Origin of the sequence: Paraburkholderia sp. BR10936, from assembly GCF_040965735.1 — a bacterium.
Lineage (GTDB): Bacteria > Pseudomonadota > Gammaproteobacteria > Burkholderiales > Burkholderiaceae > Paraburkholderia > Paraburkholderia nodosa_A.
In genome coordinates this window covers 14573-36196 of sequence record NZ_JBFRCM010000029.1, presented here as the reverse complement: position 1 = coordinate 36196, position 21624 = coordinate 14573, and the positions used below count along the sequence as shown (strand labels likewise).

At 60.3% G+C, this 21624-nt stretch carries 34 protein-coding genes; all 34 read right to left on the bottom strand.

Annotation, left to right across the window (positions count from 1 at the left end; all coding sequences use genetic code 11):
- Window positions 1-111: 111 nt before the first annotated feature.
- Window positions 112-1089, bottom strand: a complete 978-nt coding sequence (rpoA, locus tag AB4Y36_RS36800) for a DNA-directed RNA polymerase subunit alpha (protein WP_069268218.1) — start codon at window positions 1087-1089, stop codon at window positions 112-114.
- Window positions 1090-1213: 124 nt separating this feature from the next.
- On the bottom strand, window positions 1214-1837 hold the full coding sequence (gene rpsD / locus AB4Y36_RS36795) for a 30S ribosomal protein S4 (protein WP_069268217.1): 624 nt from the start codon (window positions 1835-1837) through the stop codon (window positions 1214-1216).
- Window positions 1838-1993: 156 nt separating this feature from the next.
- Window positions 1994-2398 carry a 30S ribosomal protein S11 gene (gene rpsK / locus AB4Y36_RS36790; protein ID WP_006052224.1) on the bottom strand — a complete coding sequence of 135 codons (405 nt, stop codon included), beginning with the start codon at window positions 2396-2398 and terminating at the stop codon, window positions 1994-1996.
- A 28-nt stretch (window positions 2399-2426) separates the two neighbouring features.
- Window positions 2427-2792, bottom strand: a complete 366-nt coding sequence (rpsM, locus tag AB4Y36_RS36785) for a 30S ribosomal protein S13 (protein WP_028213337.1) — start codon at window positions 2790-2792, stop codon at window positions 2427-2429.
- Between the two features lie 35 nt (window positions 2793-2827).
- Window positions 2828-2944: a 50S ribosomal protein L36 gene (gene rpmJ, locus AB4Y36_RS36780; protein WP_027819338.1), complete on the bottom strand. Its 117-nt coding sequence runs from the start codon at window positions 2942-2944 to the stop codon at window positions 2828-2830.
- Between the two features lie 21 nt (window positions 2945-2965).
- Window positions 2966-3184 carry a translation initiation factor IF-1 gene (gene infA, locus AB4Y36_RS36775; protein ID WP_004521905.1) on the bottom strand — a complete coding sequence of 73 codons (219 nt, stop codon included), beginning with the start codon at window positions 3182-3184 and terminating at the stop codon, window positions 2966-2968.
- A gap of 8 nt (window positions 3185-3192) precedes the next feature.
- On the bottom strand, window positions 3193-4539 hold the full coding sequence (gene secY, locus AB4Y36_RS36770) for a preprotein translocase subunit SecY (RefSeq protein WP_028206524.1): 1347 nt from the start codon (window positions 4537-4539) through the stop codon (window positions 3193-3195).
- Window positions 4540-4598: 59 nt separating this feature from the next.
- Complete coding sequence (gene rplO, locus AB4Y36_RS36765; protein WP_028206523.1) at window positions 4599-5033, bottom strand: 50S ribosomal protein L15; 435 nt, start codon at window positions 5031-5033, stop codon at window positions 4599-4601.
- 30 nt (window positions 5034-5063) lie between these two features.
- Complete coding sequence (rpmD, locus tag AB4Y36_RS36760) at window positions 5064-5246, bottom strand: 50S ribosomal protein L30 (protein WP_010106952.1); 183 nt, start codon at window positions 5244-5246, stop codon at window positions 5064-5066.
- An 11-nt stretch (window positions 5247-5257) separates the two neighbouring features.
- On the bottom strand, window positions 5258-5776 hold the full coding sequence (gene rpsE / locus AB4Y36_RS36755; RefSeq protein WP_028206522.1) for a 30S ribosomal protein S5: 519 nt from the start codon (window positions 5774-5776) through the stop codon (window positions 5258-5260).
- Window positions 5777-5790: 14 nt separating this feature from the next.
- The gene (rplR, locus tag AB4Y36_RS36750; RefSeq protein WP_027819343.1) at window positions 5791-6156 is read right to left on the bottom strand and encodes a 50S ribosomal protein L18; all 366 of its coding nucleotides are present in this window, start codon (window positions 6154-6156) and stop codon (window positions 5791-5793) included.
- 12 nt (window positions 6157-6168) lie between these two features.
- Window positions 6169-6699 carry a 50S ribosomal protein L6 gene (gene rplF, locus AB4Y36_RS36745; RefSeq protein ID WP_069268216.1) on the bottom strand — a complete coding sequence of 177 codons (531 nt, stop codon included), beginning with the start codon at window positions 6697-6699 and terminating at the stop codon, window positions 6169-6171.
- An 18-nt stretch (window positions 6700-6717) separates the two neighbouring features.
- Window positions 6718-7113 (bottom strand): 30S ribosomal protein S8, encoded by a 396-nt coding sequence (gene rpsH, locus AB4Y36_RS36740; protein WP_069268215.1) that lies wholly within the window; start codon window positions 7111-7113, stop codon window positions 6718-6720.
- Between the two features lie 14 nt (window positions 7114-7127).
- Window positions 7128-7433, bottom strand: a complete 306-nt coding sequence (gene rpsN / locus AB4Y36_RS36735) for a 30S ribosomal protein S14 (protein WP_069268214.1) — start codon at window positions 7431-7433, stop codon at window positions 7128-7130.
- Window positions 7434-7440: 7 nt separating this feature from the next.
- Window positions 7441-7980 (bottom strand): 50S ribosomal protein L5, encoded by a 540-nt coding sequence (gene rplE, locus AB4Y36_RS36730; RefSeq protein WP_069268213.1) that lies wholly within the window; start codon window positions 7978-7980, stop codon window positions 7441-7443.
- 16 nt (window positions 7981-7996) lie between these two features.
- The gene (gene rplX / locus AB4Y36_RS36725; protein ID WP_069268212.1) at window positions 7997-8305 is read right to left on the bottom strand and encodes a 50S ribosomal protein L24; all 309 of its coding nucleotides are present in this window, start codon (window positions 8303-8305) and stop codon (window positions 7997-7999) included.
- Window positions 8306-8314: 9 nt separating this feature from the next.
- The gene (gene rplN / locus AB4Y36_RS36720) at window positions 8315-8683 is read right to left on the bottom strand and encodes a 50S ribosomal protein L14 (protein WP_028206517.1); all 369 of its coding nucleotides are present in this window, start codon (window positions 8681-8683) and stop codon (window positions 8315-8317) included.
- A 346-nt stretch (window positions 8684-9029) separates the two neighbouring features.
- Window positions 9030-9302 (bottom strand): 30S ribosomal protein S17, encoded by a 273-nt coding sequence (gene rpsQ, locus AB4Y36_RS36715; RefSeq protein ID WP_028206516.1) that lies wholly within the window; start codon window positions 9300-9302, stop codon window positions 9030-9032.
- Window positions 9299-9493 (bottom strand): 50S ribosomal protein L29, encoded by a 195-nt coding sequence (rpmC, locus tag AB4Y36_RS36710; RefSeq protein ID WP_028206515.1) that lies wholly within the window; start codon window positions 9491-9493, stop codon window positions 9299-9301. Before rpmC ends, rpsQ begins: the two co-directional genes overlap by 4 nt.
- A gap of 10 nt (window positions 9494-9503) precedes the next feature.
- Complete coding sequence (gene rplP, locus AB4Y36_RS36705; RefSeq protein WP_027797288.1) at window positions 9504-9920, bottom strand: 50S ribosomal protein L16; 417 nt, start codon at window positions 9918-9920, stop codon at window positions 9504-9506.
- Between the two features lie 2 nt (window positions 9921-9922).
- A complete protein-coding gene (gene rpsC, locus AB4Y36_RS36700) occupies window positions 9923-10714 on the bottom strand; it encodes a 30S ribosomal protein S3 (RefSeq protein WP_027797287.1) in 792 nt (263 codons plus the stop codon).
- An 11-nt stretch (window positions 10715-10725) separates the two neighbouring features.
- Window positions 10726-11055 (bottom strand): 50S ribosomal protein L22, encoded by a 330-nt coding sequence (rplV, locus tag AB4Y36_RS36695; protein WP_004199272.1) that lies wholly within the window; start codon window positions 11053-11055, stop codon window positions 10726-10728.
- A gap of 12 nt (window positions 11056-11067) precedes the next feature.
- Entirely contained in the window at window positions 11068-11343 is a 276-nt protein-coding gene (rpsS, locus tag AB4Y36_RS36690; RefSeq protein ID WP_027797286.1) for a 30S ribosomal protein S19, read from the bottom strand.
- A gap of 10 nt (window positions 11344-11353) precedes the next feature.
- The gene (rplB, locus tag AB4Y36_RS36685) at window positions 11354-12181 is read right to left on the bottom strand and encodes a 50S ribosomal protein L2 (protein ID WP_069268211.1); all 828 of its coding nucleotides are present in this window, start codon (window positions 12179-12181) and stop codon (window positions 11354-11356) included.
- 2 nt (window positions 12182-12183) lie between these two features.
- Window positions 12184-12498 carry a 50S ribosomal protein L23 gene (rplW, locus tag AB4Y36_RS36680; protein ID WP_028206513.1) on the bottom strand — a complete coding sequence of 105 codons (315 nt, stop codon included), beginning with the start codon at window positions 12496-12498 and terminating at the stop codon, window positions 12184-12186.
- Complete coding sequence (gene rplD, locus AB4Y36_RS36675) at window positions 12495-13115, bottom strand: 50S ribosomal protein L4 (RefSeq protein ID WP_028206512.1); 621 nt, start codon at window positions 13113-13115, stop codon at window positions 12495-12497. Before rplD ends, rplW begins: the two co-directional genes overlap by 4 nt.
- Entirely contained in the window at window positions 13115-13774 is a 660-nt protein-coding gene (gene rplC, locus AB4Y36_RS36670; RefSeq protein WP_052406167.1) for a 50S ribosomal protein L3, read from the bottom strand. The genes rplD and rplC overlap by 1 nt, the downstream gene beginning before the upstream one ends.
- Before the next feature lie 200 nt (window positions 13775-13974).
- Window positions 13975-14286, bottom strand: a complete 312-nt coding sequence (gene rpsJ / locus AB4Y36_RS36665; protein ID WP_017777154.1) for a 30S ribosomal protein S10 — start codon at window positions 14284-14286, stop codon at window positions 13975-13977.
- A 137-nt stretch (window positions 14287-14423) separates the two neighbouring features.
- A complete protein-coding gene (gene tuf / locus AB4Y36_RS36660) occupies window positions 14424-15614 on the bottom strand; it encodes an elongation factor Tu (protein ID WP_028371383.1) in 1191 nt (396 codons plus the stop codon).
- A 95-nt stretch (window positions 15615-15709) separates the two neighbouring features.
- Window positions 15710-17812 (bottom strand): elongation factor G, encoded by a 2103-nt coding sequence (gene fusA / locus AB4Y36_RS36655; RefSeq protein ID WP_069269330.1) that lies wholly within the window; start codon window positions 17810-17812, stop codon window positions 15710-15712.
- A gap of 148 nt (window positions 17813-17960) precedes the next feature.
- Window positions 17961-18431 carry a 30S ribosomal protein S7 gene (gene rpsG, locus AB4Y36_RS36650; RefSeq protein WP_006053291.1) on the bottom strand — a complete coding sequence of 157 codons (471 nt, stop codon included), beginning with the start codon at window positions 18429-18431 and terminating at the stop codon, window positions 17961-17963.
- Between the two features lie 188 nt (window positions 18432-18619).
- Complete coding sequence (gene rpsL, locus AB4Y36_RS36645; RefSeq protein ID WP_027797953.1) at window positions 18620-19000, bottom strand: 30S ribosomal protein S12; 381 nt, start codon at window positions 18998-19000, stop codon at window positions 18620-18622.
- 266 nt (window positions 19001-19266) lie between these two features.
- Complete coding sequence (recQ, locus tag AB4Y36_RS36640; protein ID WP_069269338.1) at window positions 19267-21114, bottom strand: DNA helicase RecQ; 1848 nt, start codon at window positions 21112-21114, stop codon at window positions 19267-19269.
- Window positions 21115-21273: 159 nt separating this feature from the next.
- Complete coding sequence (locus AB4Y36_RS36635; RefSeq protein WP_368685572.1) at window positions 21274-21603, bottom strand: hypothetical protein; 330 nt, start codon at window positions 21601-21603, stop codon at window positions 21274-21276.
- Between the last annotated feature and the right edge of the window lie 21 nt (window positions 21604-21624).

The following is a 21624-nucleotide window of genomic DNA, read 5'->3' as shown; positions in this document are numbered from 1 at the left end:
AAAGTTTTGGTCCAGCTCTTCTATCGCCTCGCAACTATCGAGGCACGGGCCGGTACGTGAAAAAGGCAAGACGCGGATTTTAAAGGAAAATCCGCGTCCGTGCCAGACTTCTTACTTGTCGAGACCAGCCGGCGGCCAGTTTTCGAGCTTCATGCCGAGCGTGAGACCGCGCGAAGCGAGCACTTCCTTGATCTCGTTGAGCGACTTGCGACCCAGGTTCGGGGTCTTGAGCAGCTCGTTCTCGGTGCGCTGGATCAGATCGCCGATGTAGTAGATGTTCTCGGCCTTCAGGCAGTTCGCCGAGCGAACCGTGAGTTCGAGATCGTCCACCGGACGCAGCAGGATCGGGTCGATCTGCGGGGCGCGCGAAGGCGCTTCCGCGGCCGTTTCCGTGCCTTCCAGAGCCGCGAACACCGACAGCTGATCCACGAGGATGCGGGCCGACTGGCGGATCGCTTCCTCAGGCGAGATCACGCCGTTGGTTTCGATGTTCATCACGAGCTTGTCGAGGTCGGTACGCTGCTCGACACGCGCGCTTTCCACGGCGTAGCTCACGCGGCGAACCGGCGAGAACGACGCGTCCAGCACGATGCGGCCAATGATCTTGGCCGACTCTTCGCCGTAACGGCGCACGTTGCCCGGCACGTAGCCACGGCCCTTTTCGATCTTGATCTGCACGTCGAGCTTGCCGCCCTTCGTCAGATGCGCAACCACGTGATCGGGGTTGATCACTTCGCAGTCGTGCGAGAGTTCGATGTCGCCAGCGGTGACAACGCCTTCGCCTTCCTTGCGCAGCGTAACCGTCACTTCGTCACGGTTATGCAGCTTGAAAACGACACCCTTCAGGTTCAGCAGCAGGTTGACCACATCCTCTTGCACACCATCGAGCGTCGAGTATTCGTGCACGACGCCTGCGATCGTCACTTCGGTCGGCGCGTAGCCCACCATCGACGACAGCAGCACGCGCCGCAGCGCGTTACCCAAGGTGTGGCCATAACCGCGTTCGAACGGCTCCATGACCACTTTCGCGTGGTTGTCGCCGAGCGATTCCACAGCGATGATCTTGGGTTTCAACAAACTGGTTTGCATAGGTTTTCCTTTTCAATACCCTCGGCTCGTTACACCGATAAGGCTGAGATGGCAACAACCTGAAAAAAACGGCCGAGGCCGCCTCCTGCGCGAAGCACAGAGGTTACCCCGGCCGTCAATCCGATTACCGCGAATACAATTCGACGATCAGGCTTTCGTTGATGTCGCCAGCGATGTCGCTGCGCTCAGGCATGCTCTTGAACGTGCCTTCGAACTTCTTCGCGTCGACCGACACCCAACCTGCCATGCCGCCTTGCTCTGCGAGCGAGAGGGCTTCGACGATACGCGCCTGCTTCTTCGCCTTTTCGCGAATCGCGACGACGTCGCCTGCCTTCACTTGCATCGACGGGATGTTCGAAACGACGCCGTTCACCGTGAGAGCCTTGTGGCTCACGAGCTGACGCGCTTCAGCGCGGGTCGAAGCGAAGCCCATGCGGTACACGACGTTGTCGAGACGCGATTCGAGCAGTTGCAGCAGGTTTTCGCCGGTGTTGCCCTTGATACGGTCAGCTTCCGCGAAGTAGCGGCGGAACTGGCGCTCGAGCACGCCGTAGATACGCTTCACTTTCTGCTTTTCGCGAAGCTGCGTGCCGTAGTCGGACGTACGTGCGCCCGAGGTGCGGCCGTGCTGACCCGGCTTGCTGTCGAGCTTGCACTTGTCGGCGAGCGAGCGGCGTGCGCTCTTCAGAAAGAGGTCGGTGCCTTCACGGCGGGACAGCTTGGCCTTCGGGCCGATATAACGTGCCACGTTGCTTTCCTTCGATAATTGATCACGCGAGGGCTAAACGCCGGCCTTCGCGCTAGTCCGGCTCTTTGAACCGAACGGTGGGCTTAGTCAATTCAATAACGCCGAGAGCCTGGGTCGCCGTTTCCGGCGGCTCAGGCGTTCGGCTAAAGCGACGCCTTAGATACGGCGGCGCTTCGGCGGACGGCAGCCGTTGTGCGGGACCGGCGTAACGTCGGAGATCGCGGTGATCTTGATGCCAAGACCATGCAGCGCGCGCACCGCCGATTCGCGACCCGGGCCGGGGCCCTTGATACGCACTTCGAGGTTCTTGACGCCGTATTCCATTGCAACACGGCCAGCCGATTCAGCTGCGACCTGAGCTGCGAAGGGCGTCGACTTACGCGAGCCCTTGAAGCCCTGACCGCCCGACGTTGCCCAGGCAAGCGCGTTGCCTTGACGGTCGGTGATCGTGATGATCGTGTTGTTGAACGACGCGTGAACGTGAACCACGCCCTCGGCGACGTTCTTCTTAACCTTCTTGCGAACGCGTTGCGCCGCGGAGTTGTTCGAAGCCTTAGCCATTACGTTTTCCTGTAACTTTCAGTTCCGCTTACTTCTTCAGCGACTGTGCTGCGCGGCGCGGACCCTTACGCGTACGTGCGTTGGTACGCGTACGCTGGCCACGCAGGGGCAGGCCCTTGCGATGGCGCACGCCGCGGTAGCAGCCGAGGTCCATCAGGCGCTTGATGTTCATCGTCACTTCACGGCGGAGATCGCCTTCGACGACAAACTTGCCCACTTCCTCACGCAGCTTTTCCAGATCCGCGTCGTTCAGGTCCTTGACCTTCTTGTTGAACGGCACACCGGCGGCCACGCAGATGTTGCGCGAACGCGTGCGGCCAACACCAAAAATTGCCGTCAGGCCGATTTCGGTGTGCTGGTGGTTCGGGATGTTAACCCCTGCAATACGAGCCATTGTTTTTCCTCAAACAAAAAGCGCAAGCGCGCTAATCAGCCTTGGCGCTGCTTGTGGCGCGGGTCCGAGCTGCAGATCACGCGAACGACGCCGTTGCGCTTGATGATTTTGCAGTTGCGGCAAATGCGCTTTACCGATGCCATCACTTTCATGATATTACCCTTTTTCCTAAATCACTTCGCCCGGAACACGATCCGCGCACGCGACAGATCGTAAGGCGTCAACTCAACCGTCACCTTGTCGCCCGGGAGAATGCGGATGTAGTGCATCCGCATTTTTCCGGAAATATGTCCCAGAACGACATGGCCGTTTTCCAGCTTCACCCGGAAGGTTGCGTTGGGGAGGTTTTCGATAACCTCGCCTTGCATCTGGATTACATCGTCTTTGGCCATAGGTCCTTTTAACGCATCGGGACGCCGCCGCCCTTGAAGTTAGCCTTCTTGAGCAGCGATTCATATTGTTGCGACATCACGTACGACTGCACCTGCGCCATGAAGTCCATTGTGACGACGACAATGATCAGCAGCGACGTTCCACCAAAATAAAACGGCACATTCCAGCGCAGCACCAGAAACTCAGGCAGCAGGCAAACAAACACGATATAGATCGCACCGGCCAGCGTCAGACGCGTGAGGATGCGGTCGATATAGCGTGCCGTCTGATCGCCCGGACGGATGCCAGGTACGAACGCGCCACTCTTTTTCAGGTTGTCGGCCGTTTCCCTGCTGTTGAACACCAGTGCGGTGTAGAAGAAGCAGAAGAACACGATCGCCAACGCGTACAGCAACACGTACACGGGCTGGCCAGGCTTGAGGGCTTCGGCCACGTTGTGCAGCGTGTCCGCAAACCAGCCGGTTCGCGAACCCGAACTGAACCAGTTCAGGATGGTTGCCGGGAACAGGATGATCGACGACGCGAAGATCGGCGGAATCACACCCGACATGTTCAGCTTGAGCGGCAGGTGGGACGACTGCCCGCCGTAAATCTTGTTACCGACCTGGCGCTTCGCATAGTTCACGAGGATCTTGCGCTGGCCGCGTTCGATGAACACCACCAGGTAAGTCACGGCTGCGATCAGAACGACCACGATGATCGCCGAGATGATGCTCATCGAGCCGGTGCGAACCAGTTCGAAAAGCCCACCGAGCGCATTCGGGAAGCCTGCCGCGATCCCGCCGAAGATGATGATCGAGATACCGTTGCCAAGCCCGCGTTCCGTGATCTGCTCACCAAGCCACATCAGGAACATCGTGCCCGTTACGAGCGTCACGACCGTCGTCAAGCGGAACACCATGCCCGGATCGATCACGAGGCCAGGCTGGTTTTCCAGCGCGACCGCGATGCCGAACGCCTGAAACGTCGCCAGCACCACCGTGAAGATCCGCGTGTACTGCGTGATCTTGCGTTGTCCAGCCTGCCCTTCCTTCTTCAGCGCTTCCAGCTGCGGCGAGACGATCGCCATCAGCTGCAGGATGATCGACGCCGAAATATACGGCATCACACCCAGCGCGAAGATCGTGAACCGAGACAGTGCGCCACCCGAGAACATGTTGAACATGCCAAGGATGCCGCCCGACTGGCTCTGAAAGAGCTTCGCCAGTTGGTCCGGATCGATACCCGGAACCGGAATATGCGCGCCGATACGATAAACGACCAACGCCAGCAGCAGGAACACTGCACGCCGGCGCAGGTCGCCGAACTTCGGAGCGCTGCGACCGGTTTTTGCGAGACTCGGGCTGTTAGCCAAGTAGCTTCTCCGATGCAGATGCTAGTGACGGCGGGCAAGCCCGCACGCACCACTCACAATCACTCGGCAAAAGAACCGCCTGCTGCTTCAATCGCAGCACGCGCATTCTTCGTCGCACCCAGACCCTTCACGACGACCTTACGCTTGATCTCGCCGGTAGCGATGATCTTCGCGCTCCTGGTCAGTTCGCCCACGAGGCCTGCCTGCTTGAGAGCCAACAGATCGATTTCGTCGACCGGCAGCTTCTCGATGTCGGCGAGGCGCACTTCACCAACGAATTCCTTCGTCAGCGAGGTGAAGCCACGCTTGGGCAGACGACGCTGCAGAGGCATCTGACCGCCTTCGAAGCCGACCTTGTGGAAGCCGCCCGAACGCGATTTCTGACCCTTGTGACCACGGCCAGCGGTCTTGCCGAGGCCGGAGCCGATGCCGCGGCCGACGCGACGCTTTGCGTGCTTCGCGCCTTCTGCCGGCTTCAGGTTATTCAATTCCATTTTCAACTCCTGGAGTCTTTGGTCGACCGCTTAGCCGATGACCTTAACGAGGTACGAGACCTTGTTGATCATGCCGCGCACAGCCGGCGTGTCCTGCAGCTCGGAGACCGAGTTCAGGCGGCGCAGGCCGAGACCGCGCACAGTGGCACGGTGCGTTTCGCGGGTCCCAATCAGGCTCTTGACGAGCTGAACCTTGACAGTTTTTTCAGACATGGTACCCACCCTTAGCCCAGAATGTCTTCGACGGACTTGCCGCGCTTCGCCGCGATGTCAGCCGGGGTCGACTGCTTGCGCAGACCGTCCAGCGTGGCGCGAACGAGGTTGTACGGGTTCGTCGAACCGTGGCTCTTGGCCACGACGTTCTGCACGCCCATCACGTCGAACACTGCGCGCATCGGGCCGCCGGCGATCACGCCCGTACCTGCCTTCGCCGGAGCGAGGAGGACGACCGATGCGCCATGCTTGCCGTGCACTTCGTGTTGCAGGGTGCCGTTCTTCAGGGGCACCTTGAACATGTTGCGGCGAGCTTGTTCCATCGCCTTCTGGACAGCGACGGGCACTTCCTTCGACTTGCCCTTGCCCATACCGACGCGGCCATCACCATCGCCAACCACGGTCAGAGCGGCGAAGCCGAGAATACGGCCGCCCTTCACAACCTTGGTCACGCGATTGACCGAAATCATTTTTTCGCGGAGGCCGTCGTCGCGTTCGTCAGCCTGAACTTTCGCTTGCATCTTTGCCATGACGAATTCCTTCCTTAGAACTTGAGCCCGGCTTCGCGCGCAGCATCAGCCAGCGCCTTGACGCGGCCGTGATAGCGGAAACCCGAGCGGTCAAAGGCGACGGATTCGATGCCGGCGGCCTTAGCCTTTTCTGCAATACGCTTGCCGATCAGCGAGGCTGCAGCGACGTTGCCGCCCTTGCCCGACTGGTCAGCCAGTTGCGCACGCACTTCAGCTTCAAGCGTCGACGCGCTGGCCAGCACCTTGGTGCCGCAGGGCGAGAACACTTGCGCATAGATGTGCGTGTTCGTGCGATGCACGGCCAGACGCGCGACCTGCAGCTCAGCGATCTTGAGACGCGTCTGACGAGCGCGGCGCAGGCGAGATTGAGTCTTATCCATGATTGCGCACCCTTACTTCTTCTTCGTTTCTTTGAGGATCACAACCTCGTTGGCGTAGCGCACACCCTTGCCCTTATAGGGCTCCGGCGGGCGGTAGCCGCGGACTTCCGCAGCGACCTGGCCAACTTGTTGCTTGTCGATCCCCTTGATCACGATTTCCGTTTGCGACGGGGTTTCAGCCTTCACGCCTTGCGGCATCTGGTGCACCACCGGGTGCGAGAAACCCAGCGACAGGTTCAGCTTGTCGCCTTGCGCTTGAGCACGATAACCAACGCCAACCAGCGTCAGCTTGCGCTCGAAACCCTTCGTCACGCCTTGCACCATGTTCGCGACAATCGCGCGCATCGTGCCCGACATCGCATTGGCTTCGCGGCTTTCGTCGGTCGGCTCGAACTTGAGCGTACCGTTGTCGTTCACCACCTTCACGAGGCGGTTCGCAGCTTGCGAAATCGTACCCAGCGGGCCCTTGACGGTAATCTTCTCGTCGCTGAGCGTCGCTTCTGCGCCTTGCAGCGCGATCGGGCTCTTACCTACTCGAGACATGTTTCTTCTCCTTAGGCCTTAAGCGACGTAGCAGATAACTTCGCCGCCGACGCCAGTAGCGCGCGCCTTGCGGTCCGTCATCACACCCTTCGGCGTCGAAACGATCGCCACACCAAGGCCGTTCATGACCTGGGGGATTTCGTTGCGGCCGCGGTACACGCGCAGACCCGGCTTCGAGACGCGTTCGATGCGCTCGATAACGGGACGGCCAGCGTAGTACTTCAACGCGATGTTCAATTCCGACTTCGCACCTTCGGTCTTCACCGCGAAGTCGTCGATATAACCTTCGTCCTTCAGAACCTGCGCAATCGCAATCTTCACTTTCGACGAGGGCATAGCAACCGAAACCTTCTCGACCATCTGCGCATTGCGGATGCGAGTCAGCATATCGGCGATAGGATCACTCATGCTCATTTATGTTTCTCCTATTACCAGCTCGCCTTGGTGATGCCAGGGATCTCACCACGGAACGCGATTTCACGAATCTTGTTACGTGCGAGACCGAATTTGCGGAACGTGCCACGCGGACGACCCGTGAGTGCGCAGCGGTTACGCTTGCGAGTCGGGTTCGAGTTGCGGGGCAGTTGTTGCAGTTCCAGGCGAGCCGAATAGCGCTCTTCTTCCGACTTGCTTTGGTCGTCGATGATCGCCTTCAGCGCTGCGCGCTTCGGCGCGAATTTCGCTGCCAGACGAGCGCGCTTCTTTTCACGTTCGATCAGTGCCAGTTTAGCCACGGTAACCTCAGTTTCTGAACGGGAACTTGAAGCCGGCGAGCAGTGCCTTTGCTTCTTCGTCGGTCTTCGCGGTCGTCGTGATGCTGATGTTCAGCCCACGCAGCGCGTCGATCTTGTCGTAGTCGATTTCGGGGAAAATGATCTGCTCTTTCACACCGATGTTGTAGTTACCACGGCCGTCGAATGCCTTGCCCGACACGCCACGGAAGTCGCGCACGCGGGGCAGCGCAACCGTCACGAAACGGTCCAGGAATTCGTACATGGCATTGCCACGCAGCGTAACCATCGTGCCGATCGGGTAGCCTTCGCGAATCTTGAAGCCGGCGATTGCCTTGCGCGACTTCGTGATGACGGGCTTCTGGCCGGCGATCTTCGTGAGGTCGCCAACGGCGTGCTCGAGGACCTTCTTGTCAGCGACGGCTTCACCAACACCCATGTTCAGGGTGATCTTGGTGAGGCGCGGCACTTCCATGACCGACTTGTAACCGAACTTCTCGATCAGGCCAGGAACGACCTTCTCTTTATAAAATTCTTGCAAACGTGCCATTTTTTACTCCGCAGCGTCAGGCGCTCAGAACAGCACCGGTCGTCTTCAGGAAACGAACCTTCTTGTCCCCTTCGACCTTGATGCCCACGCGCGACGGCTTACCGTTCGCGTCGACCAGTGCGACGTTCGAGATAGCCAGCGGCATTGCCTTGGCTTCCACGCCACCCGTCGTACCCTTCATGGGGTTCGGCTTCACATGCTTCTTCGCGATGTTGATGCCTTCGACAGTGACGCGCTCTTCGCCGATGGCCAGCACGACGCCGCGCTTGCCCTTGTCTTTGCCGGTAACGACGATAACTTCGTCACCCTTGCGAATCTTGTTCATCGCGGCTCCTTACAGCACTTCCGGCGCCAGCGAAACGATCTTCATGAATCGTTCGCTACGCAGCTCACGCGTAACCGGCCCGAAGATACGGGTGCCGATCGGCTCAAGCTTGGTATTCAAAAGCACGGCGGCGTTGCCATCGAACTTGATCAGCGAGCCGTCTTGACGGCGCACGCCCTTCGCAGTGCGAACCACAACAGCGTTGTAGATTTCGCCCTTTTTCACGCGCCCGCGCGGCGTTGCTTCCTTGACGCTCACCTTGATGATGTCGCCAATGCTGGCATAACGACGCTTCGAGCCGCCGAGCACCTTGATGCACAGAACTTCGCGTGCACCCGTGTTGTCGGCTACTTCAAGCCGAGTTTCGGTCTGGATCATGGTTTATCTTTCCCAACTTAATCCGGTCGCGCCACCATGGCACATCCGGTCAGTCTTGGTCCCGTCAGCCGCGCCGCCACTAGAACGACCGCTCAGCTGCTTGGGTAAGAACAGCAGCGACGGCAAACGAAACCGGCCATCGCATTCCGGTGAATCTTGCTAACCCGGACTGGCGCCCGAATCTGCTTCCCCACCTACATCCGCCTGCTGCTTTGCCAACAGCAAACCCATAAGCAGGGAAGACCAAGACTATAACTCGATAATCTTGGCCTAGCAAGCGAAATCTTCAGCGATTTCAATTACTTCTACACCCCGGGAAATGGCTCCCCGGGGTGTTGCGTCACTTTTAGATGACGCGTGCTGCTTCGATCAGCTTCGACACGGTCCAGGCCTTCGTCTTCGAGAGAGGACGGGTCTCCTGGATTTCAACGAGGTCACCCTCGTTGTACGTGTTCGCTTCGTCGTGCGCGTGGTACTTCTTCGACTGCACAACGTACTTGCCGTAGATCGGGTGCTTGACGCGGCGCTCGACCAGGACGGTGACCGTCTTGTCCATCTTGTTGCTGACGACTTTGCCGACCAGCGTCCGCTTAAGCGAGGTTTTCACGCTTTCGTTCATTTCTGGTTCGCCTTCTGAGTCAGGACGGTCCGCACACGTGCGATGTCGCGACGAACCTTCTTCAGCTGGCTCGTGTTGGTGAGCTGCTGGGTCGCGAGTTGCATGCGCAGGCCGAATTGCGCCTTCAAGAGGTCCGACAGCTCTTTGTCGAGCGCGGCCTTGTCTTTCTGAAGAAGTTCAGATGCCTTCATCAATCACTCCTTAGGCGCCGAGCTGGCGAACCATGAAGACCGTCTTCAGCGGCAGCTTGGCTGCAGCCAGACGGAAGGCTTCACGGGCCAGTTCTTCGGACACACCATCCATTTCATACAGCATCTTGCCCGGCTGAATCTCGGCGACGTAGTACTCAGGGTTACCCTTACCGTTACCCATACGCACTTCCGCCGGCTTTTGCGAGATCGGCTTGTCCGGGAAGATACGGATCCAGATGCGGCCGCCACGCTTGATGTGACGCGTCATTGCACGACGCGCTGCTTCAATCTGACGCGCGGTCAGGCGACCACGACCGATAGCCTTCAGACCGTATTCACCGAACGAAACTGCGTTGCCGCGCGTTGCGACGCCGGTGTTACGACCCTTCTGCTCTTTGCGATACTTCCTGCGTTTCGGTTGCAGCATCGTTATTCTCCACTCTTGCCGTCACCGCCGGCGCCACGGCGCGGTGCGCCACGACGGGCACCCGGTGCGCCTTCGCCATCACGGCGCGGACGACGATCGCCCGGACGCGCGTTGCGGCGCGGACGCTTTTCTTCGGCGACTTCTTCCACCACCGGTGCGTCGTTGCGGCCGAGCGTGTCGCCCTTGTAGACCCAAACCTTCACGCCGATGATGCCGTACGTCGTCTTCGCTTCCGAGGTTGCGTAGTCGATGTCAGCACGCAGCGTGTGAAGCGGCACTCGACCTTCGCGGTACCACTCGGTACGTGCGATTTCGATACCGTTCAGACGGCCGGCGCTCATGATCTTGATGCCCTGGGCACCCAGACGCATCGCGTTCTGCATCGCGCGCTTCATTGCGCGACGGAACATGATGCGGCGCTCGAGCTGCTGCGTGATCGAATCGGCGATCAGTTGAGCATCGGTTTCCGGCTTGCGGATTTCTTCGATGTTCACGTGAACCGGAACGCCCATGCGCTTCTGGAGTTCGGCCTTGAGGAGTTCGATGTCCTCGCCCTTCTTGCCGATCACCACACCCGGACGCGAGCTGTAAATCGTGATGCGAGCGTTCTTTGCCGGACGCTCGATCACAACACGGCCCACCGAAGCGTTCTTCAGCTTCTTCTTCAGGTATTCACGAACACCGATGTCTTCCTTCAACATCGCCGCGAAATTGTTGTTGTTCGCGTACCAACGCGAAGCCCAATTGCGGCTGACGGCCAAACGGAAGCCAGTCGGATGAATTTTCTGTCCCATCGTATGGCTCCTTAATTCCCGACCGTCACAGTGATGTGACAGGATTGCTTCTCGATGCGGTTGCCGCGGCCCTTGGCGCGCGCGGTGAAACGCTTCAGCGAAGCTGCCTTGTCGACGTAAATGCTCTTGATCTTGAGCTCGTCGATGTCAGCACCTTCGTTGTGTTCCGCGTTTGCGATCGCCGAGAGCACAACCTTTTTCACGATGCCAGCCGCTTTCTTCGGCGAGAACGTCAGAACGTTCAGTGCCTTGTCGACCGGCAGACCGCGGATCTGGTCAGCCACAAGGCGCGTCTTCTGCGCCGAGATGCGGGCACCGCGATGAATTGCCTTCACTTCCATCTTGATTGCCCCTTATTTCTTGGCCTTCTTGTCGGCCGCGTGACCCTTGAACGTACGGGTCAATGCGAACTCGCCAAGCTTGTGGCCGACCATGTTTTCCGTGACATACACCGGAACGTGTTGACGGCCGTTGTGCACGGCAATCGTCAGACCGATGAAGTCCGGCAGGATCGTCGAACGACGCGACCAGGTCTTGATCGGTTTCTTGTCGCGCGTAGCTGCAGCCGCCTCAACCTTCTTCAGCAAATGGGCGTCGCAGAACGGACCTTTCTTAATAGAACGTGCCATTGCCTACTCCTTAACGCTTGTGACGGCGCTGGACGATCATGCTCGTCGTGCGCTTGTTGCTGCGGGTGCGATAGCCCTTCGTCGGCGTGCCCCACGGGCTCACCGGGTCGCGACCAGCCGCAGTCTTGCCTTCGCCACCACCGTGCGGGTGGTCGACCGGGTTCATTGCAACGCCACGGACCGTCGGGCGGATACCGCGCCAGCGGTTCGCGCCAGCCTTACCGATTTGACGGAGGCTGTGCTCTTCGTTGCCGACTTCACCGATCGTTGCGCGGCATTCAACGTGCACGCGACGGATTTCGCCCGAACGCAGACGAACCTGCGCGTAGACGCCTTCACGTGCCAGCAGCATTGCCGACGTGCCAGCCGAACGCGCCATTTGCGCGCCCTTGCCCGGCAGCATTTCGATGCAGTGGATCGTCGTACCGACCGGAATGTTGCGGATCGGCAGCGTGTTGCCTGCGCGGATCGGCGCTTCCGAACCCGACATCAGCTGCGTGCCAACCGTCACGCCCTTCGGCGCGATGATGTAGCGGCGCTCGCCGTCTGCGTAAAGAACCAGCGCAATGTTCGCGCTACGGTTCGGGTCATACTCGAGACGCTCCACCTTCGCGGGGATGCCATCCTTCGTACGACGGAAATCGATCACACGGTAGTGCTGCTTGTGACCGCCACCCTGGTGACGCGTCGTGATGCGACCGTTGTTGTTACGGCCGGCCGTCGAGGACTTCTTTTCGAGCAGTGCCGCGAACGGCGCGCCCTTATGGAGGTCCTTGTTGACGATCTTGACCATCGCGCGGCGACCCGGCGAGGTCGGCTTAACTTTCACGATTGCCATGATTACTTGGCCTCCGCTTCAAAGTTGATTTCCTGGCCGGGCTTCAGGCAGACATACGCCTTCTTCACGTCCTTGCGCTTGCCGTTGAAGCGGCCAAAGCGCTTGGCTTTGCCCTTCTGGACCAGCACGTTGACGGACTCGACTTCCACCTTGAACAGCAGCTCGACAGCAGCCTTGACTTCCTGCTTGTTCGCGTCCGGCGCGACTTCGAAGACGACTTGTTCGTTCTTCTCCGCAACCAGCGTCGCCTTTTCGGAGATCACCGGTGCGAGCAGGACCTGCATCAAACGATGATCGTTCTTGCGAATCTCGCTCATGACAGCAACTCCTCGATCTGGGCGACCGCTGCCTTCGTGATCAGGATCTTCTTGAAGTAGATCAGCGAGAGCGGGTCGGCAAAACGCGGCTCAACGACTGCCACGTGGGGCAGGTTGCGCGACGCGAGATACAGGTTCTCGTCGACCGTGTCGGTGATGACCAGCACGGATTCGAGACCCATGGCCTTGAACTTTTCGGCCAGCAGCTTCGTCTTCGGCGCTTCGAGCGAGAGCTCTTCGACGACCGAGATGCGGCCTTCGCGGGCCAGCTGCGAGAAGATCGAGCAGAGGCCTGCGCGATGCATCTTCTTGTTGACCTTGTGCGAGAAGTTTTCTTCCGGCGAATTCGGGAAGATGCGACCACCGCCACGCCACAGCGGGCTCGACGACATACCGGCACGAGCGCGGCCCGTACCCTTCTGACGCCACGGCTTCTTGGTGGTGTGCTTGACCTGTTCGCGGTCCTTCTGCGCGCGGTTGCCGCTGCGCGCGTTCGCCTGGTAGGCGATAACGATCTGGTGGATCAGCGCTTCGTTGTAGTCACGGCCGAACACGACGTCCGACGCGTTGACAGCTGCGCCTTCCTGACCATTAGCGTTCAGGAGCTTCAGTTCCATTATTGCGCTCCTTTCTTGGCGCGCGCCTTGACGGCGGGCGTCACGAAAACCTTGCCGCCCTTTGCACCCGGCACGGCACCCTTGACCAGCAGCAGCTTGCGCTCTGCGTCGATACGGGCGATTTCGAGGTTTTGCACCGTCACGGTTTCGTCACCCATGTGACCGGTCATGCGCTTACCCGGGAACACGCGACCCGGATCCTGCGCCATACCGATCGAGCCCGGCACATTGTGCGAGCGCGAGTTACCGTGCGAAGCACGACCCGAAGCGAAGTTGTAACGCTTGATGGTACCGGCGTAGCCCTTACCGATCGAGGTGCCTTGCACGTCGATCTTCTGGCCTTCTTCGAAGAGTTCCACACCGATCACGGCGCCAGCGGACAGTTCGGCGGCCTTAGCGGCGTCGATCTGGAATTCCTTGAGGATTTCACCGGCTTGAACGCCAGCTTTGGCGAGATGACCTGCGAGCGGCTTCGTCACGCGCGATGCGCGGCGAGTACCGAAAGCAACCTGCACGGCCGTGTAGCCGTCGGTTTCAACAGTCTTGATCTGCGTCACGCGGTTGTCGGACACGTCCAGCACGGTCACGGGAATCGAATCCCCTTCGGCCGTGAAGATACGGGTCATGCCAACCTTGCGACCTACGAGTCCAAGGCTCATCGTTTTCTCCATTCCCGACTGCGATTGGTCGGGGCTAATTTACAAAGTACCGGCATGTTTTCGAGGTAAAGGCTCGAAGGGGACACACCGATTTTTTGCGCAAACGCGCGAAAAGACGTCAAGTATAACGTCCTTTCTCGTTTTCCGCAAGCAATCAAAGACTTAGCGCCCCCCGAAGATTCTGGCGACGCTGGAGGCTCTTACTGCAGCTTGATTTCGACGTCCACGCCAGCCGGGAGGTCCAGCTTCATCAGCGCGTCAACGGTCTTGTCCGTCGGGTCGACGATGTCCATCAGGCGCAGGTGCGTGCGGATTTCGAGCTGATCGCGCGACGTCTTGTTGACGTGCGGCGAACGCAGGATGTCGAAACGCTGGATACGCGTGGGCAGCGGCACCGGGCCACGAACGATTGCACCCGTACGCTTCGCCGTGTCGACGATTTCAGCAGCCGACTGGTCGATCAGGCGGTAGTCGAAAGCCTTCAGGCGGATACGGATTTTTTGGTTCTGCATGATGATTCCTTGAAAAGAGCGAGGCGGACTTGCGCCGCCAGACGATATAAAGAGCGCAGGACCACCCCGCGGCAAGGCGCCGCGAGGTGGTCCCTGGGTACATCAACTTCTACAGCAAGCCGGGTATTCTACCCGATTTACTCGATGATCTTTGCAACCACGCCGGCGCCGACGGTACGGCCACCTTCGCGGATTGCGAAGCGCAGACCTTCTTCCATCGCGATCGGAGCGATCAGCTTCACCGTGATCGACACGTTGTCGCCCGGCATGACCATTTCCTTGTCCTTCGGCAGCTCGATCGAGCCCGTCACGTCCGTCGTACGGAAGTAGAACTGCGGACGGTAGTTGTTGAAGAACGGCGTGTGACGGCCGCCTTCGTCCTTGCTCAGCACGTACACTTCAGCCGTGAAGTGCGTGTGCGGCGTGATCGAACCCGGCTTGGCCAGCACCTGGCCGCGCTCCACGTCTTCACGCTTCGTGCCGCGCAGCAGGATACCCACGTTGTCGCCTGCCTGACCCTGGTCGAGCAGCTTGCGGAACATTTCCACGCCCGTGCAGGTCGTCTTCACCGTCGGCTTGATACCGACGATTTCGATTTCCTCGCCGACCTTGACGATGCCGCGCTCGACGCGACCCGTCACCACCGTGCCGCGACCCGAGATCGAGAACACGTCTTCCACCGGCATCAGGAACGCGCCGTCAACGGCACGCTCCGGCGTCGGGATGTACGTGTCCAGCGCGTCGGCCAGGTTCATGATCGCCACTTCACCCAGTTCGCCCTTGTCGCCTTCCAGCGCCAGCTTGGCCGAACCCTTGATGATCGGCGTGTCGTCGCCCGGGAAGTCGTACTTCGACAGGAGCTCGCGCACTTCCATTTCGACCAGCTCGAGCAGCTCGGCGTCGTCGACCATGTCGCACTTGTTCAGGAACACGATGATGTAAGGCACGCCAACCTGACGGGCGAGCAGGATGTGCTCACGCGTTTGCGGCATCGGGCCGTCAGCGGCCGAGCACACCAGGATCGCGCCGTCCATCTGTGCCGCGCCCGTGATCATGTTCTTCACGTAGTCAGCGTGGCCCGGGCAGTCGACGTGTGCGTAGTGGCGGTTAGCCGTTTCGTACTCGACGTGCGCGGTGTTGATGGTAATACCACGCGCCTTTTCTTCCGGCGCTGCGTCGATCTGGTCGTACGCCTTCGCTTCGCCGCCGAACTTGGCGGTCAGAACCGTCGTGATCGCTGCCGTCAGCGTGGTCTTGCCGTGGTCAACGTGACCGATCGTGCCCACGTTCACGTGCGGCTTGGTCCGTTCGAATTTACCTTTTGCCATGTTTCTCTTCTTTCAAAAAAGTGGTGAATCGGTGACTGAGCGATGCGAACCAGACCCATGCCTGGTTCGCCGCATGGTCAACTGAATGCCGATGCTTACTTCGCCTTCGCGCTGATGATCGCGTCGGCCACGTTACGCGGTGCTTCTGCGTAGTGCTTGAATTCCATCGTGTACGTTGCGCGGCCTTGCGACAGCGAGCGCAGCGACGTCGAATAGCCGAACATTTCCGACAGCGGCACTTCGGCGCGAACGATCTTGCCGCCGCCAACCATGTCTTCCATGCCCTGGACGATACCGCGACGGCTCGACAGGTCGCCCATCACGTTGCCCATGTAGTCTTCCGGCGTTTCGACTTCCACAGCCATCATCGGTTCGAGGATGACCGGGCTTGCCTTGCGCATTGCTTCCTTGAAGGCCATCGAGCCGGCCATGCGGAACGCGTTTTCGTTCGAGTCAACGTCGTGGTACGAACCGAACGTCAGGTGAACCTTCACGTCGACGACCGGGAAGCCCGCCAGCACGCCAGCCTTCAGCGTTTCCTGGATACCCTTGTCCACCGCCGGGATGAATTCGCGCGGAATCACACCGCCCTTGATCTCGTCCAGGAACTCGTAGCCCTTGCCCTGCTCGTTCGGCTCAAGCGTGATGACAGCGTGACCGAACTGGCCGCGACCGCCCGACTGCTTGACGAACTTGCCTTCGACGTCCTTCGCCGTAGCGCGGATCGTTTCGCGGTATGCAACCTGCGGCTTGCCGACGGTCGCTTCCACGTTGAATTCGCGCTTCATGCGATCGACCAGAATTTCGAGGTGGAGCTCGCCCATACCCGAAATGATGGTCTGGCCCGATTCCTCGTCCGTCTGGACGCGGAACGACGGGTCTTCCTGCGCCAGGCGGTTCAGGGCGAGGCCCATCTTTTCCTGGTCAGCCTTGGTCTTCGGCTCGACGGCCTGCGAAATCACCGGCTCCGGGAACACCATGCGCTCCAGGATGATCGGGTTCGCCGGGTCGCACAGCGTGTCGCCCGTGGTTGCTTCCTTCAGGCCAACGGCTGCAGCGATGTCGCCTGCACGAACTTCCTTGATTTCTTCGCGGTTGTTCGCGTGCATCTGCAGAATACGGCCGAGGCGTTCCTTCTTGCCCTTGGTCGAGTTCAGCACGGTGTCACCCGAGTTGACGACGCCCGAGTACGCGCGGAAGAAGATCAGCTGGCCGACGAACGGGTCGGTCATGATCTTGAACGCGAGTGCCGAGAACTTCTCGTCGTCGGATGCGCGGCGCTCTGCCTTCTCGCCGTTTTCGAGTTCGCCCGTGACCGGGGGAATGTCCACCGGCGACGGCAGGAAGTCGATCACGGCGTCGAGCATACGCTGCACGCCCTTGTTCTTGAACGCGGTGCCGCACAGCATCGGCTGGATTTCGCAAGCGATGGTCCGGTCGCGGATCGCCTTGACGATTTCCGCTTCGGTCAGCTCTTCGCCGCCGAGGTACTTTTCCATCAGCTCTTCGCTGGCTTCAGCAGCCGACTCGATCATCTTTTCGCGCCACTCATTGCACGTGTCAACGAGTTCGGCCGGGATGTCGACGTAGTCGAACTTCGTGCCTTGCGAGGCCTCGTCCCAAATGATCGCCTTCATCTTCAGGAGGTCGACGACGCCCTTGAAGTTTTCTTCAGCGCCGATCGGCACCACGACCGGAACCGGGTTTGCCTTCAGGCGGTTCTTCAGCTGGTCGTAGACCTTGAAGAAGTTCGCGCCGGTACGGTCCATCTTGTTGACGAACGCGAGACGGGGAACCTTGTACTTGTTCGCCTGACGCCACACCGTTTCCGACTGCGGCTGCACGCCGCCCACTGCGCAGTAGACCATGCACGCGCCGTCGAGCACGCGCATCGAGCGCTCGACTTCAATCGTGAAGTCGACGTGGCCCGGGGTGTCGATGATGTTGATGCGGTGCTCGGGGTAGTTGCCGCCCATGCCCTTCCAGAACGCGGTCGTAGCAGCGGACGTGATCGTGATGCCACGCTCCTGTTCCTGCTCCATCCAGTCCATGGTCGCGGCGCCGTCGTGAACTTCACCAATCTTGTGGTTCACGCCGGTGTAAAACAGAATGCGCTCGGTCGTCGTCGTCTTGCCGGCGTCGATGTGAGCGCTAATACCGATGTTACGGTAGCGCTCGATAGGAGTCTTGCGAGCCACTTTGATCCTCTATCGGGAGGTGCGCGCCGGATCGATCCCGACCGGGTTGATCCCAACGCGCCTGAACACAAACGGGCGAGGCGCTCGATAAGCGCACCCGCCCGGAATTTTTTCCGTTTTTTGAGCAAACCCCGGTAGGGGCTTTCTCTTAGAAGCGGAAGTGCGAGAACGCCTTGTTCGCTTCTGCCATCCGGTGAACTTCGTCGCGCTTCTTCATCGCGCCGCCACGGCCTTCGGCCGCTTCGGAGAGTTCACCTGCCAGACGCAGGGCCATCGACTTCTCGCTGCGCTTCTTCGCGGCTTCACGCAGCCAACGCATCGCCAATGCCATACGACGCGAGGGGCGCACTTCGACCGGAACCTGATAGTTCGCACCACCAACGCGGCGGCTCTTCACTTCCACCACCGGCTTCACGTTGTTGAGCGCGACAGTGAACACTTCCAGCGGGTCCTTGCCACCCTTGGTCTGGATCTGTTCGAAAGCGCCGTACACGATACGCTCGGCAACCGACTTCTTGCCGGAGAGCATCAGCACGTTCATGAACTTGGCTACATCAACGTTGCCGAACTTCGGATCCGGCAACACTTCCCGCTTGGGGACTTCGCGACGACGCGGCATGTTTCTTCCTTTAACTTTTCAGTTGAAGCGCGGGTTCACACCTTGCGCTCCGCGGCCACCAACTAACCCGATTCATCCATTACGACTTACCAGCCTGGTCGGGTGACCACTTACTCGACAGCACCGGCCAATCCGGCACCTGTCGCTTTTATCGCCGGCACTCTTGCGAGCACGACGACACCTGACTCTTACTTCGCAGCCTTCGCGCGCTTTGCGCCGTACTTCGAACGAGCCTGCTTACGATCCTTGACGCCCTGGGTATCCAGCGAGCCACGAACCATGTGGTAACGCACACCCGGCAAGTCCTTCACACGGCCGCCGCGGATCAGCACGACCGAGTGTTCCTGCAGGTTGTGGCCTTCACCACCGATGTACGAAATGACTTCGAAGCCGTTCGTCAGGCGCACCTTGGCGACTTTACGGAGTGCCGAGTTCGGCTTCTTCGGCGTCGTCGTGTACACACGGGTGCACACGCCGCGACGCTGCGGGCAGTCCTGCAGGGCCGGCGACTTGCTCTTCGTAGCTTCCGAAGCGCGGCCTTTGCGAACCAGTTGATTGATGGTTGGCATTGTTTATTCCTGAAATTGAACAAAATCGACGCATTTTTTCCGGGCAAAGCGGAAAACCATACGTATCGAACTCCGGACTGGGTATTTGACGTTAGTTTTCGTCAAATCAATCGACGAGCACAGACATCCCAAAGTCCGGAACCCAGCATGATATTCCGAAAAGACCAAGCGAGTCAATGGCTTGCGACATTTCGGACGACGGAGGAAGTGACAGCGCCGTGACAATCCGGCGGCGTCCGGAGTACCCGGTGGGGGAACAGCGCGCCTTATTCGTCGCCGACGACCTCGACGAGCTCCTCGCCGAAGCGCTCGAGCTTGCGCGCGCCGATGCCGGGGATATCACGCAGTTCGTCCACCGACTCCGGGCCGTTGCGCGCGATTTCCGCCAGCGTAGCGTCGTGGAAGATGACGTAGGCCGGCACGCCCTCGCTCTTCGCGGTTTCGGTGCGCCACAGGCGCAGGCGCTCCCAGCGCGAGCGCTGACGCGGGCTCATGCCAAGGGTCGGATCGGCCCGCTCGCTGGTGCGGCTTGACGAAGTCCGCGTACGCGTGGGTTTCACGTAACGACGCATCGTGACACTCTGCTCGCCCTTGAGCACCGCCTTGCTCGCCTCGGTGAGCACGAGCGAGCCGTAGCCGTCGTGGTCGACGGTGAGATAGCCGAATGCCACCAGTTGCCGGAAGATCGCGCGCCATTCCGGCTCGGAAAGCGCGGAGCCGATGCCGAAGGTAGAGATTTTCTCGTGCCCGCGCTGCAGGATCTTCTCGTTGCGGTTGCCGCGCAGGATGTCGATCAGGTGGCCGGCGCCGAAATTGAAGCCGCTCGCGCGCTGCGCACGGAACACACACGAAAGCGCCATTTGCGCCTCACGCGTGGCGTCCCACGTGGCGGGCGGCTCGAGACAGGTATCGCAGTTGCCGCACGGCTTGCTCTCTTCGCCAAAGTACGCGAGCAGGCGCACGCGCCGGCATGTGGCCGCTTCGCACAGGCCGAGCAGTGCGTCGAGCTTGCCTGTTTGCACGCGCTTGTGCTGCTCGTCGGCTTCGGACTCGTCGATCATCTTGCGCTGCTGTACCACGTCGCCCAGACCGTAGGCCATCCATGCGTTGGCCGCCAGCCCGTCGCGCCCCGCGCGGCCGGTTTCCTGGTAGTAGCCTTCCACGCTCTTGGGCAAATCCAGATGCGCGACGAAACGCACGTCCGGCTTGTCGATGCCCATGCCGAATGCGATGGTGGCGCACATCACCACGCCTTCTTCGCGCTGGAACAGCTCCTGGTGCTTCTGGCGTACCTCGAATTCCATGCCGGCGTGGTACGGCAGCGCGCGCAAGCCCTGCCCTTTCAGCCACTCGGCCGTTTCCTCGACCTTGCGGCGCGAGAGGCAATACACGACGCCGGCATCCGTGGTGCCGTCGGCGCGCGTATGCTCCGCGCGGATGAAGTCGAGCAGCTGCGAGCGCGCGTTGTCCTTCTCGACGATGCGGTAGCGGATATTCGGCCGGTCGAAGCTCGAAACGAACACACGGGCGTCGTCGAGCGCGAGACGGTGCGCGATCTCGTCGCGCGTGATGGCGTCCGCGGTTGCCGTGAGCGCGATGCGCGGCACGTTCGGAAAGCGCTCGTGCAGCACCGAGAGCTGGATGTATTCGGGCCGGAAGTCGTGGCCCCATTGCGAGACGCAGTGCGCTTCGTCGATGGCAAAGAGGCCGATGCGCGTGCGCTCGAGCAGGTCGAGGAAGCGCGACGTCATGAGGCGCTCGGGCGCGACGTAAAGCAGGTCGAGATCGCCCTCGCGCAGCGCCCGCTCGGTCGCCGCCGCTTCGGCGCCGCTCAGCGTCGAGTTGAGATACGCGGCGCGCACGCCCACTTCCGTGAGTGCGGCCACCTGGTCCTGCATGAGTGCGATGAGCGGCGACACGACGATGCCGGCACCGAGCCCGGCTTCGTGCCGCACGAGTGCGGGAATCTGATAGCAGAGCGATTTGCCGCCGCCGGTCGGCATGAGCACCAGCGAATCGCCGCCCCCTGCGACGTGCTCGACGATTTCGGCTTGCTGCCCTCTAAACGCGGGATAGCCGAAGACTTCGTTGAGGATTTCGAGGGAACGGGACATGAAGGCGGTGAGCGTGCGGAGCAAAGGCGGTGGGCCGGATTTTACCAACCCGGACGCGCCTTGACCGCCGCTACCGTGAAGATTGGCCATTCGGCCAGGAGAAACCGCGGAAATCGCGCGCAGATTGCGAACGCGAACAACCAGGATGAAGCGGGCTCGTCAGGCAGCGAGGCGCCGGCGCACGAACCGAAACGCACCGACGATCGTCACGACGGCCACGACCGCGGCGGCGATCGTGAATGCGCTCGCCCCGAAGAGCACGACGTTGGCGCCGACGAACATGAGTGAGCCGATCGTGAGCAGCGCGGCGCCGCCCTTGACCCTGCCCGCCAGCAGCATGATGAAACCGATGATCAGGAAGGCCCACATCACGAGGAAGGTCGCGAAGAAGTTCGCCGCGGACTGATTGCTGACGTGATGCAGCAGCTGCGAAAAGCTGGCGACACATGCCACCAGATTCAGGATGAGACCGACCCCGACCACCCACATGATTACCGCCTCCAGATTCAT

Excerpts from the sequence above, each read along its gene's own strand:
- rpsE (WP_028206522.1), bottom strand. The coding sequence starts at position 5,776 with ATGGCAAAGATGCAAGCGAAAGTTCAGGCTGACGAACGCGACGACGGC.
- tuf (WP_028371383.1), bottom strand. The coding sequence starts at position 15,614 with ATGGCAAAAGGTAAATTCGAACGGACCAAGCCGCACGTGAACGTGGGC.
- rplO (WP_028206523.1), bottom strand. The coding sequence starts at position 5,033 with ATGGAATTGAATAACCTGAAGCCGGCAGAAGGCGCGAAGCACGCAAAG.
- rpsS (WP_027797286.1), bottom strand. The coding sequence starts at position 11,343 with ATGGCACGTTCTATTAAGAAAGGTCCGTTCTGCGACGCCCATTTGCTG.
- recQ (WP_069269338.1), bottom strand. The coding sequence starts at position 21,114 with ATGTCCCGTTCCCTCGAAATCCTCAACGAAGTCTTCGGCTATCCCGCG.
- rplB (WP_069268211.1), bottom strand. The coding sequence starts at position 12,181 with ATGGCAATCGTGAAAGTTAAGCCGACCTCGCCGGGTCGCCGCGCGATG.
- rpmC (WP_028206515.1), bottom strand. The coding sequence starts at position 9,493 with ATGAAGGCATCTGAACTTCTTCAGAAAGACAAGGCCGCGCTCGACAAA.
- rplN (WP_028206517.1), bottom strand. The coding sequence starts at position 8,683 with ATGATCCAGACCGAAACTCGGCTTGAAGTAGCCGACAACACGGGTGCA.
- rpsM (WP_028213337.1), bottom strand. The coding sequence starts at position 2,792 with ATGGCTCGTATTGCAGGGGTTAACATCCCGAACCACCAGCACACCGAA.
- rplF (WP_069268216.1), bottom strand. The coding sequence starts at position 6,699 with ATGTCTCGAGTAGGTAAGAGCCCGATCGCGCTGCAAGGCGCAGAAGCG.
- rpsJ (WP_017777154.1), bottom strand. The coding sequence starts at position 14,286 with ATGCAGAACCAAAAAATCCGTATCCGCCTGAAGGCTTTCGACTACCGC.
- rplR (WP_027819343.1), bottom strand. The coding sequence starts at position 6,156 with ATGGATAAGACTCAATCTCGCCTGCGCCGCGCTCGTCAGACGCGTCTC.
- rplD (WP_028206512.1), bottom strand. The coding sequence starts at position 13,115 with ATGGAACTGAAGCTCCTGAACGCTAATGGTCAGGAAGGCGCAGCTGTC.
- rpmJ (WP_027819338.1), bottom strand. The coding sequence starts at position 2,944 with ATGAAAGTGATGGCATCGGTAAAGCGCATTTGCCGCAACTGCAAAATC.
- rplX (WP_069268212.1), bottom strand. The coding sequence starts at position 8,305 with ATGAACAAGATTCGCAAGGGTGACGAAGTTATCGTCGTTACCGGCAAA.
- rplE (WP_069268213.1), bottom strand. The coding sequence starts at position 7,980 with ATGGCACGTTTGCAAGAATTTTATAAAGAGAAGGTCGTTCCTGGCCTG.
- rpoA (WP_069268218.1), bottom strand. The coding sequence starts at position 1,089 with ATGCAAACCAGTTTGTTGAAACCCAAGATCATCGCTGTGGAATCGCTC.
- rplW (WP_028206513.1), bottom strand. The coding sequence starts at position 12,498 with ATGAGCGAGATTCGCAAGAACGATCATCGTTTGATGCAGGTCCTGCTC.
- AB4Y36_RS36635 (WP_368685572.1), bottom strand. The coding sequence starts at position 21,603 with ATGTGGGTGGTCGGGGTCGGTCTCATCCTGAATCTGGTGGCATGTGTC.
- rplV (WP_004199272.1), bottom strand. The coding sequence starts at position 11,055 with ATGGAAGTGAAGGCAATTCATCGCGGTGCCCGCATCTCGGCGCAGAAG.
- rplC (WP_052406167.1), bottom strand. The coding sequence starts at position 13,774 with ATGAGCCTTGGACTCGTAGGTCGCAAGGTTGGCATGACCCGTATCTTC.
- rpsL (WP_027797953.1), bottom strand. The coding sequence starts at position 19,000 with ATGCCAACCATCAATCAACTGGTTCGCAAAGGCCGCGCTTCGGAAGCT.
- rplP (WP_027797288.1), bottom strand. The coding sequence starts at position 9,920 with ATGCTGCAACCGAAACGCAGGAAGTATCGCAAAGAGCAGAAGGGTCGT.
- rpsC (WP_027797287.1), bottom strand. The coding sequence starts at position 10,714 with ATGGGACAGAAAATTCATCCGACTGGCTTCCGTTTGGCCGTCAGCCGC.
- rpsG (WP_006053291.1), bottom strand. The coding sequence starts at position 18,431 with ATGCCGCGTCGTCGCGAAGTCCCCAAGCGGGAAGTGTTGCCGGATCCG.
- rpsQ (WP_028206516.1), bottom strand. The coding sequence starts at position 9,302 with ATGAACGAAAGCGTGAAAACCTCGCTTAAGCGGACGCTGGTCGGCAAA.
- rpsK (WP_006052224.1), bottom strand. The coding sequence starts at position 2,398 with ATGGCTAAGGCTTCGAACAACTCCGCGGCGCAACGCGTTCGCAAGAAG.
- infA (WP_004521905.1), bottom strand. The coding sequence starts at position 3,184 with ATGGCCAAAGACGATGTAATCCAGATGCAAGGCGAGGTTATCGAAAAC.
- rpmD (WP_010106952.1), bottom strand. The coding sequence starts at position 5,246 with ATGTCTGAAAAAACTGTCAAGGTTCAGCTCGTCAAGAGCCTGATTGGG.
- rpsH (WP_069268215.1), bottom strand. The coding sequence starts at position 7,113 with ATGAGCATGAGTGATCCTATCGCCGATATGCTGACTCGCATCCGCAAT.